Raw genomic sequence first — 14,551 nt, forward strand, 5'->3', positions numbered from 1 at the left:
GGTTAGTATGTACCGGCGAACCGCTGGCCATTCTGTCGACCTATGCTTGCTCAACCAGTCACGAACAATACCGTATACAACGCCGACCGCGACATCTGGTGGGATCCCGATGAGTTGTTTTTCATGCTCGAAACCTCCGTCAATCCCGCTCGTATGGGCTACTTCCGGCGTATTCTTCAGCAACAGCAGGTGCCCATCAAACACGCCACCCTACTCGATGTAGGTTGTGGGGGCGGTATCCTGGCCGAAGCCTTTACGCAGATGGGTATGCAGGTGGTAGGCATCGACCCCTCGGCTTCGGCCATCGATACGGCGCGCCATCATGCCAGCCAGCAACAGCTTCCCATTACGTATGTGGTTGGCGAAGGAGAGCGACTTCCTTTTGCCGATGCGTCTTTCGATTATGTCAGCTGCTGCGACGTCCTTGAGCACGTCCGCGATGTCGATACGGTCATCCGCGAGATCAGCCGGGTGCTGAAACCGGGCGGCCTTTTTTTCTACGACACCGTGAACCGAACGTGGCTGAGCTGGCTCTTCCTGATCAAAATTGCGCAGGACTGGCCGCGCTGGTCGTTCATGCAGCCCGATCAGCATCGCTACGACCGCTTTATTACCCCCGCTGAGCTCAGCCAGACCCTTAAGCAGGTCGGCCTGGTCAACCAACAAACCCGCGGCATGGTAGCCGACTACAACGTACTCAAAACACTCTATTACCTTCGTCAGCGCACAGCCGGCCGCTGGACATTCCGCCAGCTGGGCGAACGCATGAAGATGCGCGAAGGCCGCGACACCAGCCTCTGCTACATGGGCTGGGGCCGTAAGCAGGCTCACTAACAGCCTTAGCATCCTGATTCCGTGGTCCGTTTCCGTGGTCCGTGAGGACACGGACCACGGAAACGGACCAGCCACGTTGACTACCGGACTTCTACTTCATCGATGGCTAGCTGAGCGGGCTTTCCGGGGTTGCGGAGACCGGCCGGTACGGTGCCGACATTGCGGGCTACCACCCGGACGTAACGGGCCGTGGTCGGGGCAAATTCGAAAGGAAGGCGCGCAAAGCCCCGCTTGCCGCCCTCTGCCGCGTTGGTCTTGCTGGTCAGCACCGGCCGGAACGTCTTCCCATCATCCGAAACGGCAATGTCTACCTGCCGGGGAAGGCATATGTTGCGGGCCGTGTATTTCAGAAAACCGATCTGTACACTTTGTACTGGCTGCGCCTGCCCGAGATCGATAACCATCCCGAAATCGCCGGCAAACGAGACAACATCGGCCACTTCGTAGCCACCTATACCACCTGTCTTGCCGTCGGTCAGCATAGCTCCTTTGTCCGGGCGACCCGTTGTCGGTGCGTTCAGGTGCGTATACGACTTCCCCGTCGCCAGCGAGACAATGAACTCTTTCTGGACTTTAGCCAACTGACTCAGCGGTTTCTGATCGGTGAACGCAGCGGCCCGCAGGGAGGTGTTTTTGTCGAGCAACAGCGGCTTCTCGTAGCGGGGCGACTCGCCAGAGGGTATGCTGCCATCCAGCGTGTACCGAATGGCCGAACTGAGTGCATTGGCCGCCATCGACACCTCGACTCGTCCGTCGGCCGTAGGTTTGGCCGTGAAAGCGGGGTCGTAGACCGTTCGCGAGTAATTGACCCGCAACCGGTCGAGCCGGTCGAAATAAGCCGGGAGCCGCCGGGAGAAATCGTCGTAATTTTTCAGTGCCAGTGGCGTCCAGGCTACTTCGGCCAGCGCGGCTGCGCGGGGCCAGACCATATACTCGACCTGGGCCGCCGTCGGCAGGTATTCTGCCCAGACATTTCCCTGCACACCCAGGATGTATTTTTGCTGATCGGGTGTCAGCTCAGCGGCCGTTGGGTTGTAGCCATACACCATCGACAGGGGTAAGATACCGCCAAAGCCCATAGGCTCCTGAGCCGGGTCGCCCTGCAGGTGATCCAGATAACAGAACGCGCCGGGTGTCATGATGACGTCGTGCCGCTGACGAGCCGCTTCGATACCGCCTTTCGTACCACGCCAGCTCATAACGGTCGCGTTCGGCGACAGCCCGCCCTCCAGAATTTCGTCCCAGCCGATGATCCGCCGACCTTTGGCCGTTACGAACTTATCGATGCGGGTAATGAACCAGCTTTGTAGCTCATTCTCGTTTTTCAGCCCTTCGCGCCGGATCAGCTGCTGACAAAACGCACTTTTGCGCCAGGCGTCCTTCGGGCACTCATCGCCCCCGATGTGAATGTATTTGCCGGGAAACAGGTCCATTACTTCGGTCAGCACATGCTGTAGAAAGGTGAACGTTTGTTCCGTAGGGCAGAAAACATCCGTAAACACCCCCCACTTGGTTGCCGGTGTATAGGGGCCCGGCGCGCACGCCAGCTCCGGATAAGCGGCCAGGGCGGCCAGGGCATGACCCGGCATTTCGATTTCCGGCACCACCGTAATCTGTCTGGTAGCGGCATAGCGAACTACCTCCCGCACTTCATCCTGGGTATAAAAACCGCCGTAGGGCTTTCCGTCGAATACCTGCGGGTCATAATCGTCATAATGCCCCACGATCGTCTCCCGTCGCTGCGCCCCAACCTGCGTCAGCTTCGGGTATTTCTTAATTTCGATGCGCCAGCCCTGGTCGTCGGTCAGGTGCCAGTGGAAGGTATTGAACTTGTGCAGGGCCATCAGGTCGATATACCGCTTCACGAACGAGACCGGGAAGAAATGCCGGCTAACGTCGAGGTGGAGGCCCCGATATACGTACCGCGGACGGTCCTGGATGCGGCAGGCGGGCATCCGCAGCGACGGTTCGGCCGAGCCGGCAGCCGTTATTTTCGGTTGCAGAACATCGGGCGGCAGGAGCTGGTACAGCGTCTGTACGGCGTAGAAAAACCCTTTGGGGCCGGTGGCTTCGATGGTTACCAGCCGGTCGGTGGCATCGATACGATAGCCTTCTTCGCCCAGGGTTGTATCGGTGACGGGCGCAAAGCGGATCAGGTTGCCCGACACGGCAGCCGACGGGTTCAGGTCCCGAACCGATACGCCCAGCCCTGTGCTGCGGTTGATGGTATTGGCGAATGTATCGACAATGGCTTTCAGGCCAGCCTCTGATACCGGCACCTGGATACTGGTAGACCGACTGATGACAAAATCACCCGCCCGCGGTTCGAGCTGAGCCGGACGCGGAATAATCGAGTATCGTTCCAGCGCCTGCCCGTAGCTTAACCAGGGCATCAGAAATAAGCCAAAAAAGAGGAAAATAGGACGCAATTGCATAAGGTTTTTTGATTCGGCCAAAAATACGGGTTTTCTTGCCATGCCTAAGTCAACGATTTACCTTTGCTTTTGATGATGCGTCTGCTTTTTATTTTGTTTTTTACCGCCACAATCAGCTCGTTTGCGCAACCCAGCCATACCGATGAACCTGCCTACCTGACTACGCCAGCCCTGGCTGCTCCGGAAACCCATCATTACGCCATCGAAATTGCCGGTATCCGCGTGGGTACGATGACAGCCACTCGTCAGCCCCAGGCCAACGATCGCACGACCTATACGCTGATCAGCGATGTGAAGGTGCGGCTGCTCGTCTATACGATCAAAATCTATTATAAAGTCATCAACGAGTTTGACGGTAAGAAACTCATGCTGTCGACGGTAGAAGCGACTACCAACCGGGGCAATTACAGCTCCCGCACCGAATGGAAAGGCGATCATTATGACATTGTAGCCAATCAGTACAAATACGACCACAAAGGCACCGAACGGAATACTATTGATTTTACAACATCATCGTTGTACTTTTACGATCCAGGCACTAGAAATCGGGTGTATTCAGAGTATTTCGGCGATTATTTTATGGTTGCGCCGGGGAAACCGGGCCAGTACAATGCCCAGTTCAACGATCGCGAAGACGAATACATCTACGAAGGCGGACGCCTGGTACGCGTCATCAAGCATAACGCCATTAAGAATTTTGTAATGCGGCTGCTGGATTAGTCAGCGGGGACAGAAAAGGAGGGAGAAGCCGCCGGGTACCGACCATCGCATTGTGTGCGAACGTGTTGACGAGCATATCCATCCGTAACGCTGTCGTTCATGACTAACCGTCTACTCCTGGCAGCCGGACTTGGCTGTTTGTTCTGCAAACTCCCCGTTCTGGCTCAATCCTCCACCAACAGTCTGGCTCGTAACGCCGACGCCATTACCACCCTCCTATCGGAACCAATCGATTTTTGTGGCGAAAGCCTGCCCGTCGATCAACCGGCCGTTACCCACCGCTGGCGCCGGATGCTGAGCCGTCAGGCCGCCCTGGCCAGTAGCCTGGTTGTGCTGAAGCGACGGGCACAGGCGGTTTTTCCGCTGATCGAGCCAATCCTCAAACAATACCGGATTCCGTCCGATTTCAAGTACCTGCCGTTGCTGGAGAGCGCCGTGACCAACCGGGCCGTGTCGCGCCGGGGTGCCGCCGGCTTCTGGCAATTGATGCCCCATACGGCTCAGTCGCTGGGCCTGCGCGTGTCGGGCCGGACAGACGAGCGTTTCAACCTTCAGAAAGCGACGCACGCAGCCTGCCGCTATATTCGTCAGCTATATCAGCAGCTGGGGTCGTGGATGCTGACCGCTTCGGCCTATAACGCAGGGCCGAGCTACATCCAGCAGCTCAGTCGCCAGCACCCCGATACGCACCCCATGGCGCTGCCGTACCGGGCCGCCGAAACCAAAGCCTACCTCTATCAGGCCGTTGCGGTAAAGGAGTTGATTACGCGCCCCGAGGCCTATAGAGACCACCTGAGCAACCAGCACTTCGCGATGCTGACCAGTCAGATACCAGCCACTTTATCATTAACCGAACAGCAGGCCATTCTGGCTTCTTTAGCCAGTCAGGAAACCGCCCCACCCGCTTTGGGCAGCCCGGCGTTCGTGACGGACTCAACCCTGGCGGTTGTTCTGCTAACGGACGAAGAAGATGGAGTGCCAGCCCCGTCGACCGTAGCAGAGCATATTCCGTCGACGGTGACTGCCCACCCGGCTGTTGATGCGATCGGCCCAGGTCGCCTGGCGACGCGAAGTCTGAGCGAGGGGCCCTTATCAGAAGGGCAGCTGTGTGTGTTTCAGGTCATACAACCCCTCACGCTCAATGGATGGACCTTCGCCGTCGGCGACCTGATTCACGCGCATGTTGAACTGATCAACACCACATCGGGACAGGTCTTTCTGCGAACCGACCGACTTATAACAGCCCAAACTCAGGAGACGATTCCCTTACGAATGATCGCGACCGGCGAGCCGCACCATCCGGGTGTCCCACTCCCACCGCGACTCGATGGCTGGGGCCTGAACTGGGAAGTGCTTTGAATCCCCACCCTGCCGTGGTCGCAGACCCGGACAGTGGTGAACAACGTGAATATGACTATAGCTCAGGTCTGCGATCCCTGCCCGTGGTCGCAGACCCGGGCAGTGGTCAGCAGCGAGAATACGTTTCCGGAGCAAGGTATATCCCGTATCGGTGGCTTTAACCCACTGTCCGGGTCTGCGACCACGGATAGGGGTTAGCCACCAATACGGGATATACCCTCAGTCGATTACGCGTGGGCCCTGACGATTGATTTCAGAAATGTAGGCTTCGCTGGTGATCCCAACGCCCAGGAACGCCTGTTGCATGGCTGCTCCGACGCGGCTGGCGGTTTCAGCATCGCGGCTAAGAGCGAACATCGACGGACCCGAGCCGGAAATACTGCACCCCAGCGCGCCACTCTCCAGAGCCGCCTGCTTGGCTTCGTTGAATTCAGGAATCAGAATGGCCCGTACCGGCTCGATAATCACATCGACCAGCGACCGGCTGATCAGATCATAGTCGGGCGTCATCAGACCGGCAATCAGACCGGCCACATTACCCATCTGCGTAATGGTGTTCTTGAGCGAAACCTCGTTTTTGAGGATGAACCGGGCGTCTTTGGTATTGACCTCGATATCGGGGTGAACGAGCGTACAGAAAAGGTTAGCCGTCGTATCGATGCGGATCACATCCAGCGGCTGATAACTTCTGACCACCACAAACCCGCCCAGCAGCGACGGCCCTACATTGTCGGCATGGGCTGATCCGCAGGCAATTCGCTCGCCTTCCATAGCGAACGGGATCAGCTGACGGGTAGTAAGCGGCCGGTCCAGCAGCTCGTTGATCGCAAACACCCCCGCTACGGCGCTGGCGGCACTGGAACCCAGCCCGCTACCCAGCGGCATCTGCTTGTACAAGACAGCATCGACCCCTACGTCCGTTCGGCCAATGTGCTGCAGGTAGCTCTGAATGGCGATACCAGCCGTATTTCGATGGGCTTCGCGAGGCAGTCGGCCGTCGTCGCCGATGATGTCGGTGATGGTAACGCCCGGTTCCTCGCGCAGGGTGAGGGTGATCTTATCACCGGGGTTGTCGACGGCGAACCCGAATATATCGAACCCGCAGGCTACATTGGCGACCGTGGCCGGGGCAAAGACGTTGATTGACTTCACGATGGGATATGCAAGAAAGGGGCAAGATTAGCGATTTCGGCCCGGAAACGCAACACGAAGCCGGTGAGTCGAGGCCTACCAACACCATTACCCTCTTTATCGCTAGAATTAATTGATCAATTCTGAACAATAGCCGCTTACGAGCCAGGCCGCTCGCTCAGCAGCCTCGTCCGCTCCTCGTTGGTCAGGCCGTACAACTCAGCCATCAACTCGTCCAGCGCCTGCTCCGGTGCGGAGATATCGGCCTTCGGGTCGTTGCGCAGCATGGTCCGAATGGTCTCGACCACGGTTTCGACCTGCGCCAGCTGAGTTTCTGAAGCCGGCGGTACCGGCAACTGCGCCAGCCATTCGGGGCTTACGATGCCTTTTTGGCTACGGAGCATAAACTGTGCCACCCGGGAGTTCAGCATAGCCAGCACGTAAGCACTGGCAGGCACCACAAGCGTGGTCTTATGCCCCGAATACATACCCGCTTCGACCCATGTGGCCACCAGCCCCTGTCCGTACGGGGCTACCACCAGGTGCGGCTGATCATGAACCGAGTCATATTCAGGCAGGTCGGGCAGTTCGTACCAGGCATAGGCACCCGCCCGTCGCCCTTTCCAGCTCCCTTTCAACCCGTCTGGTTTAGGCATGAGTCGCTCTTTATAGGTTTCGAGATGCGCCAGAACAGCCGGATACTGGCCAATATCGGCACCCCGGCGGGTCGCGATCAGGTAGGTGGCGGGAGGCAGTGGCTGATAAGGCCGCAGGTTTCGATCGGCCAGATAGGGTCGGATCAGTTCGGCCGAGCGGGGATCGTCGGCCAGGAGCCGGTTCCGGGTAGGTGCATCGATTACGAAGGCGCGGTCGAAACCCGTTCGCAGGCCGGCAAACAGCGACTCGTTCAGATAAGCCCCCAGCGGTTGACCCAGGCTGCTAAGCCGGATCAGCAGGGCCTGCCGGGTCGAATCGGTCAATTGCCAGCCCGCATCGGAAAGCGTATCCAACCGTACAGAAAACGCATGGCGCGCCAGATAATCTCCCAGGTTAGACACGCCCGTATCCACACGCGCGCCCCGGAAGGTTTCAGAAGCCGGCGCCTGCCGAACCGTAAGCAGGCTCATGTCAGCTGTCAGGCCGGGCAGTTCTACCACCTCTTCAATCGCTTTGGTCCGGAGCCAGGTGCGCAGTGGCAGAGCCGCATCGGACTCCATCCAGGCAGCAGGCAGGGCGTAGACCAGCCAGCCGTTCGGACGCAGGAGCGTCAGCCCGCGTTCGACGTATAGCTGATACTGGCTGGCCCGGCTGGTGTAGGTATTGGGGTAGGTCTTCCTGAACAGCAAGCGCCCGTCGCCCGACTCGTCCGGCCGACCGGTTGGGGGCTCACCGATCACCAGGTCAAACCCCACAAAAGTGCCTCCCTCATCGAGCACCGCCGGCCACCCGAACCGCCAGTCGAACCCCTGCCGATAGAAGGTCTGCTTCTGCTGATAAGCCTGCTTTTTACGGGTAAGCTGTTCGGTCAGGCCCTGTACGGCATCGTCCGGAGTTACGAAATCGAACGTTTGGGTAGCCTGGACCAGCCGGGTTTCGAGCTGCCGGATGTCGGCGTATTCTTTCTGGTCGACAAGGGCCAGCTGCTCGGTCAGCTCTCGAAACTGCCGGAGCCGTAGGCGGAGCTGGTCTTTCCGGATCGGGTCGGCTTCGAGTCTGAAGGCGTCAACGTCGTGTCGGTATTGTTGCCAGGCCACCGGAAATCGATCGCGGAGCAGCTGGCTGCGTACGCTCTCTACCCGAAAATCAGTCGCAAACCGGCTCACCAGCGCGTTGCCGTGCCAGATGACCGTATCCAGATTGGGGATGGGTTCGAGCCACTCGCCGGCGGGCTCGCTCATCAGCGTAGTCGACACCAGCGAAGCGCCGTTGGCACGACTGGCTTCGGTAATCGGCAGCGCAGCCGGTATGATGACGTAGCTGTGCCGCAGCAGTTCGACAGACAGCCGCAGCCGGGTTGCCAGCACCGACCGAATACGGCTATCGACGCCCAGCAGGCACTGCGTCAGCAGCGTTTGTTTTTCCCGGAAGATAGCCTCCTGAACGCGCTGAATTTCAGAATGTCGTAGGCTTTGCGTCGCGCCGGCCGACCGCGCCCCGCCGATTCCCGTCGGGCCAGGCTGGGGCACCTGATAGCGAAACAGTTCGCCACTGGCATCGGCCATGATCAGCTCGGTATCGGCAACGGTTATGTCATACTGGCTCAGTCGCCGGCCAGCCGGATCGATCAGGATGCCCAGCTCCGCTTTGAGCGCCACCAGCTCGTTCAGGGCCGCTGCGAGCCAGCGCCCACTGCCCGCGGCCGGATCGACCAGCCGCACCCGGTTCACCAGTGCGTTGGCTTCGCTGAGATCGACCTCTTTCAGCCGATCGGCCAGCGAGGCCACCTCCGTGCAACCCCATCCAAACTGCTCGTTGAAGCGGCTGATGACCAGCTTGCGAATCGTTTGCCCCACCAGATAGTCTATGGCCGGGTTGGGGACCAGCGGTGGCTGGCCAGCTTCGGCGCTGAAGCGTTCGAACAGGTCGTTCAGCGTAGCCGGGCTGATGAGCGACTTGTTTTCGGGCAGCACCCCCGCCGGTCCGTCGGCCAGGAAATCGTATGCATTCAGGAACGACAGCAGGTACTGAAGCAGGGGCAGCTGCCCCGCCAGTCGGTTGCCCTGCTGATCGGTCAGGATGGTCTGTCCGAACAGGGGCAGTTCTGGCTGGCCGGTCAGCGCACCGATGCGAAGTCCCTGCCGTTCGGCCGCTGTGGGATCCACCCAGCCGCTGTTCAGGTACGGCACCGGCCCGTAGCGCGCGGCCAGACTGGCCGATCGGTTCAGGCCGGGCGTGGCCAGCACGTCGAAAAACAGCTCATCCAGCTCCACGAACGTTCGGATGTGGCGGGGCGTCAGAAACTGAACCGACCGGTCGCCCCGGTGGTAGCTGATGAGCTGTCCTTCGGCCAGTTTCACGAACAGGATCCGGGCCAGCCAGGTCAGGCAGAGCGTCAGCGCAACCGATTCGGCGGTCTCGTCCGGATCGATGGGAGCGGGTTGCGCCTGAGCCAGCCGGATCAGACGCTCCAGCAGCGACCCGTCGTGCCGGTCGCCTTCGGGTCGGCGCCCGACGAGCGGCTGTCCCGGCACCGCGTTCGGGTCGTGAGTAGCGTCGTACAGGCCGGCAATATGCAGCAGCTCCTGATAGAAGGCCGGGTCGATGGCGGGAGTTTCGTCCGTAACCGGCCATTGGTACAAGTGGCGGGGCGAGAGAAGCTTATACACCGGAATCAGCATCGGGTTAGCCTCGGCGGGCGGCAGGTTGAGCGCATCGGCTACCTTGCGCAGATCGAGGCAGGTGACAGGCACCTCGTCGGGCATGTCGCGCAGCACCTTGGCCACTTCGCCGTAAAAAAACGCCGGATCGCGCTTCGACTGCTGCCGAAGCTGATTGAGTTTCTGCAGGCGGGTGTTCTGGTAAAAAAAGCGTCGGAAGTCGTCCGCATCGAAGATAAACCAGTTGTAGACATCGGTAATAATCAACTGGCTGATCGGCTGGTCGGGCGGGTTGATCTGCTGCTCGAAATAATAAAGAATCAGCTCGTGGAGGGCTCTGACGTTGTTTTTGAGGGTTGTCATCATCTCCCCCGCAAACACCTTTTTGGTACCGATGACCACCCGGGCCGATTGGTCTGATGCTTCGTCCGACTGCAAAACCAACCCAAACGGCTGGCGGCTGATGCGGGCAAACGGATGGGCCGGATCGCCCTCGGCAGGGAAGGCGTCGGTCAGGAAACCGGCTACGATTGTTTTCTGGTATTCTTCGGATTCGTGTTCATCCAGCCGCGAAAACAGCCGGGCCAGCGCGCGCCTGAACGTATCCAGACGGCTCTGGGGAACCGATTGTTTGGCATAGGCTTTATGGAGGGCCTGCGCGGGTTTTCGAAGACTGAGCCGCATACCGGCAAAGTTACGGGAAACGCCAGAAGCTGCACAGCACCCGGCGAGAAAGACCCCGGCCCGGCCGTGGCAAACACCTGCTCATGCCCCCGGGTCCGACTGGTAGAGAGCCGACCCGGGGGTGTTCACTGCTTTTCCCGATAACGGCTAGTTACCGAAGAGCTGATCCCACATGCCTTTGGCTTTCTCCTTGGCTTCTTCGATCCGGAGGGTCGCTTCGGCTTTCAGCTCATCCAGCTTGACCTGTGCCGCTTCGAGCTGTACGGCTGCGTCGGCTTTCAGCTCGTCAATTTTATCTTCGGCCACATCGGATAGCTCGTCGGCTTTGGCAGCCGCAGCCGCAAAGGTAGTCTCGGCCTGCGCCTGCAGATTCGACAGGGTTTCGGACGCGGTCGCTTTAACGATCTCCAGCTGCTGGGTAGCCTGCGCTTTCAGGCTTTCGATGTCGATGTCTTTGCCGACCTCCTGGGCTTTGGCGACCAGCTGATCGCGGAGTTCGTCGAGCTGGGCTGCGGCTGCGTGCAGGTGCTCACCGGCTTCGGTTTTGAAGGCATCCAGCTTTTCGGCTGCGGCCGTTTTGGCAGCCTGTAGTTGCTCAGCAGCAGTGGGTTTCGGATTTGTTTCCATTGGTTTTTACTGGTTTGGCCATAAAGGTAAGCAGCAAAGAAAACCGAAGAAAGCGGAAACTCCAGCCCAATTCGGGCCGGGCTACAGCCAGCGGCTGATAAACTGACTGAACCCGTCTTTGTACTGATCGCTCACGGGAATGGTGGTCGGGCCGATCTGCACCGAGTTTCGGGTTACGGCATCGATGCGGTTGAGGGCTACGATAAACGACCGATGAATGCGCATAAACTGCCGGTTCGGCAACTTTTCTTCGAGCGCTTTCAGGCTGGTCAGCGACAGCAGGGGTTTGTCGGGATCACTTTGCCGGTACACCTTCACATAGTCTTTCAGCCCCTCTATGTACAGAATGTCGTTGTGCGCAATCCGAACCAGCTGATACTCTATTTTCAGAAAGAGGTAGTCCTCCGCCCCGGCAGGCAGGGCAACCAGTTCGGGCGAAGGCGCAGCGGGCCGTGGTTCGGGCCGGTGCAGCAACTCCGCATAGTGGCGTGCTTTGCTGGCCGCCCGCAGAAACTCTTCGTAGTTGAACGGCTTCAGCAGATAATCCAGCGCGTCGACCCGAAACCCGTCGAGGGCAAACCGATCAAAAGCGGTTGTGAAGATGATGCGGGTCGTATGAGCGCCCCGGCCGGTCCGTTCCAGCACCCGGGCCAGCTCCAGCCCCGTCAGGTCGGGCATCTGGATATCCAGAAGAATCACATCTACCTGCTGGTACAACAGCCCCTGTAAAGCTTCGACGGCGCTACTGTACCGGCCTATCAGTTTGAGAAAAGGCGTTTTTTCGATGAAGGCGCAAACCAGCCCCAGGGCCAGCGGTTCATCGTCGACGGCAATGCAGGTCAGGGTCATGGCAGCGTCAGGGTCAGGTGCACGTGGTATTCGCCGGCGGGCGTATGCTCGTCGATCTGCAACACATACTGTTCCGGATACAGCAGATCGAGCCGCCGACGGGTGTTGGTCAGCCCGATACCACCGACCGCTTCGAGCGAAGGCATTTTGATACTGAACACGGTGTTGTAAACGTCCAGCGACAGCTGATCGGCCTGCTGGTCGAGCGCAATATAGATACGGCTGGCCTGGCTGGCACTGACGCCGTGTTTGAACGCATTTTCGACAAAGGGCAGCAGCAGCATGGGCGCCACAAGCCGGTCGTGCAGGGGGTCGGGAAAGTCGACAACAACAGCTACCTTATCGGTAAGCCGGAGTTGCATCAGCTGGATGTAGTCGCTGATAAACGCCAGCTCTTTACTCAGCAGGGTGGTATCGGACTGGGTTTCGTAGAGAACGTACCGCATCATACGCGACAGCCGGTGCAGGGCTTCCCGGGCGGTATCGCCATCAATCAGCGTCAGGGCGTAGATGTTGTTGAGCGTGTTGAAGAAGAAATGCGGGTTGATCTGGGCCTTCAGGAACGAGAGCTCGGAGGTAGTTCTGGCCTGCTCGAGCATGAGCCGCAGGTTGGTATCGGTCTGCCACTTCTGCAACATGGCCAGGCTCGTACTGGACCCCAGCATGAGCAGAGCCGTAAACAGGTTGGGCTGCACCCAGCCGTATAACTTGGGCGTGCCGCTTCCATCCGGATGAAAGGCCCGGTGAACCAGTACGGGCAGGTTGAACCCGAACTCCACGCTGGCCAGTATCGCAAAAATGACCCCCATAATTCCCGCCAGCGCCATCAGGTAGCGGCTCGTCTGGCCAGCCAGCAGCAGCCGGGGCACCAGCACCAGCGCGTTCAGGTAAAACATAGCCGCCATCAGCCCGAAGAAGATAGCCTGCCGCACCCAGAACAGGTCGGGCAGGATCACATCGGAGCTGAACGGTTTGTAAAAAAACAGCAGATAGCCCAGCAGCACCCAACCCAGCAGGTGGCTCAGCAGCGATACATATCGGCGGGGAAACGGAACAACGGCCATACCTGCGTAGAAACACAACAAGTTTACGTCAAATTTGGTCGCGCCCTACCGGCAATCGCCCGCAGGCCCGAATATACCGATGGGCTGCCCGTTTCTGCCGATGAAATGCCGGCCCCAAACCGGCCCTGTCTACCCGCGGGCTTCGTCGGTAGAAACGGGCCGTTCGCCGACGTTCTCGGGCCTGCGGTCGATTCGCTTTTCATCGGAACGGAACAGGCTGTTGCTTTGGCAGATTAATGGGTTGGTTCATAATTCCGCACCCTCGCAGCCTGCCTGTACAACGCGGTAGTTCATACGGCGAGGTTGATGACAGACGCCGTTACGATGGCAGGTATGGGCGGTAAAAAACAGGAAGATACAGGCTTTATGGTAAGTAGCTCTCTGGAACGCTCCGGCCTTCGGCTCGAGTACCCGCCGGCCGTTGCCGACGAGATGGCAATTCAGCTAACCCATGAGGTTGTCCGACACAGCCAGTCAACCCGATTCGGTATCCACGCCCGGCCGCTTTTACCGGATAGCGGGGGCGGCCAGGCCATTTGTTTTCTCACTCCCTTTTATCTGCTTCTGATTGTATGACAACAAGACGAGATTTCCTACGCACGGCCGGTACCCTGACCCTGGGCGGTGCGGTATTGCCAGCTTTCGCCAGCGTACAGGACATGCTGGGCAAGGCGCCCGCCTACCCTATTGGCATCCAGCTCTTTACCCTGTTTGGCCCCATGAACGAAGATCCGAAGGGAACTCTGGAGAAAGTGGCAGCAGCGGGCTATAAAGAGATCGAGTCGGCGTTTAACCTGCGCGGTGGCTACTACGGCTACTCGGCCAGAGAGTTCAGGACGCTGGTATCGGACCTGGGTATGACCTGGCGCGCCCACCACGCGGGTGGCGCACCGTTCCGGCCGCGGCCGCAGCAGGTCCCACCGGCGGGTACTGCGGCCGGTGCACCGCAGCGGCCGGCTATGGATTTCTCGAAGATGCCGCCCATGCTGAACCTCCGCGACAACTACCAGCAGCTGATCGACGAAGCCGGAGAAGGCGGACTCGCTTACCTGGTCTGCTCCAGCACGCCGGTTGGCACCGTTGACGAGATCAATAAATCGATCGAGGTATTCCAGAAAACGGGCGAAGCCGCCAAAAAAGCCGGCATTGGCTTCGCGTATCATAACCACGCCACTGAATTCGACGCGGTCGAAGGCGGCAAAACACCCTACGAGCTGATTCTGTCACAGACAGATAAAGACCTGGTCAAGATGGAACTCGATCTGGCCTGGGCCACCAAAGCCGGCAAAGACCCCGTTGCCCTGTTCAATGAGCAGCCCGGCCGCTTTCCGCTCTGGCACATCAAAGACATCAAAAGCGACCTCAAAACGATTACCGAAGTCGGCAACGGCGTGGTCGATTTCAAAAAAGCGTTTACCGCAGCCCGGAAAGCCGGCCTGAAATACATTTTCGTAGAACAGGACATGGCGCCCGGCGGGATTGACAGCATCACCACCAGCTACACCAATCTGAAAAAGATCCTATAAACCCG

Annotated in this window: 11 protein-coding genes; 5 read left to right on the forward strand and 6 right to left on the reverse strand. The window is 59.0% G+C overall.

Annotated features, from left to right (window positions below):
- The first annotated feature begins 42 nt into the window (after positions 1-42).
- Positions 43-834 carry a bifunctional 2-polyprenyl-6-hydroxyphenol methylase/3-demethylubiquinol 3-O-methyltransferase UbiG gene (ubiG, locus tag B1C80_RS21640; RefSeq protein ID WP_077923300.1) on the forward strand — a complete coding sequence of 264 codons (792 nt, stop codon included), beginning with the start codon at positions 43-45 and terminating at the stop codon, positions 832-834.
- Between the two features lie 80 nt (positions 835-914).
- On the opposite strand, the gene B1C80_RS21645 is transcribed toward ubiG, so the two are convergent.
- Entirely contained in the window at positions 915-3,269 is a 2,355-nt protein-coding gene (locus B1C80_RS21645; protein WP_077923301.1) for a beta-N-acetylhexosaminidase, read from the reverse strand.
- 72 nt (positions 3,270-3,341) lie between these two features.
- Between B1C80_RS21645 and B1C80_RS21650 the strand changes: the two genes are divergently transcribed.
- Both B1C80_RS21650 and B1C80_RS21655 read left to right on the forward strand, forming a co-directional pair.
- Entirely contained in the window at positions 3,342-3,989 is a 648-nt protein-coding gene (locus tag B1C80_RS21650) for a DUF6134 family protein (protein ID WP_077923302.1), read from the forward strand.
- Positions 3,990-4,088: 99 nt separating this feature from the next.
- Positions 4,089-5,348 (forward strand): lytic transglycosylase domain-containing protein, encoded by a 1,260-nt coding sequence (locus B1C80_RS21655; RefSeq protein ID WP_077923303.1) that lies wholly within the window; start codon positions 4,089-4,091, stop codon positions 5,346-5,348.
- Positions 5,349-5,567: 219 nt separating this feature from the next.
- Here B1C80_RS21655 and B1C80_RS21660 read toward each other — a convergent pair whose 3' ends face one another.
- From B1C80_RS21660 to B1C80_RS21680, 5 genes are all read right to left on the reverse strand, one after another.
- Positions 5,568-6,500, reverse strand: coding sequence for a homoserine kinase (locus B1C80_RS21660; RefSeq protein WP_077923304.1), 933 nt, complete (start codon positions 6,498-6,500; stop codon positions 5,568-5,570).
- A 137-nt stretch (positions 6,501-6,637) separates the two neighbouring features.
- Positions 6,638-10,480, reverse strand: a complete 3,843-nt coding sequence (locus B1C80_RS21665) for a hypothetical protein (protein ID WP_077923305.1) — start codon at positions 10,478-10,480, stop codon at positions 6,638-6,640.
- Between the two features lie 147 nt (positions 10,481-10,627).
- A complete protein-coding gene (locus tag B1C80_RS21670) occupies positions 10,628-11,107 on the reverse strand; it encodes a hypothetical protein (protein WP_077923306.1) in 480 nt (159 codons plus the stop codon).
- Positions 11,108-11,188: 81 nt separating this feature from the next.
- Positions 11,189-11,956 (reverse strand): LytTR family DNA-binding domain-containing protein, encoded by a 768-nt coding sequence (locus tag B1C80_RS21675; protein WP_077923307.1) that lies wholly within the window; start codon positions 11,954-11,956, stop codon positions 11,189-11,191.
- On the reverse strand, positions 11,953-13,020 hold the full coding sequence (locus B1C80_RS21680; protein ID WP_077923308.1) for a sensor histidine kinase: 1,068 nt from the start codon (positions 13,018-13,020) through the stop codon (positions 11,953-11,955). Before B1C80_RS21680 ends, B1C80_RS21675 begins: the two co-directional genes overlap by 4 nt.
- 306 nt (positions 13,021-13,326) lie before the next feature.
- Here B1C80_RS21680 and B1C80_RS21685 point away from each other — a divergent pair, with 306 nt between their 5' ends.
- Together B1C80_RS21685 and B1C80_RS21690 are read left to right on the forward strand one after the other, a co-directional pair.
- On the forward strand, positions 13,327-13,596 hold the full coding sequence (locus B1C80_RS21685; protein ID WP_129602616.1) for a hypothetical protein: 270 nt from the start codon (positions 13,327-13,329) through the stop codon (positions 13,594-13,596).
- Positions 13,593-14,546 carry a sugar phosphate isomerase/epimerase gene (locus B1C80_RS21690; RefSeq protein WP_077923310.1) on the forward strand — a complete coding sequence of 318 codons (954 nt, stop codon included), beginning with the start codon at positions 13,593-13,595 and terminating at the stop codon, positions 14,544-14,546. The genes B1C80_RS21685 and B1C80_RS21690 overlap by 4 nt, the downstream gene beginning before the upstream one ends.
- Positions 14,547-14,551 lie beyond the last annotated feature (5 nt).

Origin of the sequence: Spirosoma sp. 209 (assembly GCF_002006735.1) — a bacterium.
In the GTDB taxonomy this organism is placed as follows: Bacteria; Bacteroidota; Bacteroidia; order Cytophagales; family Spirosomataceae; genus Spirosoma; species Spirosoma sordidisoli.

Coding starts and splice junctions, on each gene's coding strand:
- B1C80_RS21650 (WP_077923302.1), top strand. CDS start 3,342: ATGATGCGTCTGCTTTTTATTTTGTTTTTTACCGCCACAATCAGCTCG.
- B1C80_RS21670 (WP_077923306.1), bottom strand. CDS start 11,107: ATGGAAACAAATCCGAAACCCACTGCTGCTGAGCAACTACAGGCTGCC.
- B1C80_RS21685 (WP_129602616.1), top strand. CDS start 13,327: ATGACAGACGCCGTTACGATGGCAGGTATGGGCGGTAAAAAACAGGAA.
- ubiG (WP_077923300.1), top strand. CDS start 43: ATGCTTGCTCAACCAGTCACGAACAATACCGTATACAACGCCGACCGC.
- B1C80_RS21690 (WP_077923310.1), top strand. CDS start 13,593: ATGACAACAAGACGAGATTTCCTACGCACGGCCGGTACCCTGACCCTG.
- B1C80_RS21665 (WP_077923305.1), bottom strand. CDS start 10,480: ATGCGGCTCAGTCTTCGAAAACCCGCGCAGGCCCTCCATAAAGCCTAT.
- B1C80_RS21655 (WP_077923303.1), top strand. CDS start 4,089: ATGACTAACCGTCTACTCCTGGCAGCCGGACTTGGCTGTTTGTTCTGC.
- B1C80_RS21675 (WP_077923307.1), bottom strand. CDS start 11,956: ATGACCCTGACCTGCATTGCCGTCGACGATGAACCGCTGGCCCTGGGG.
- B1C80_RS21680 (WP_077923308.1), bottom strand. CDS start 13,020: ATGGCCGTTGTTCCGTTTCCCCGCCGATATGTATCGCTGCTGAGCCAC.
- B1C80_RS21645 (WP_077923301.1), bottom strand. CDS start 3,269: ATGCAATTGCGTCCTATTTTCCTCTTTTTTGGCTTATTTCTGATGCCC.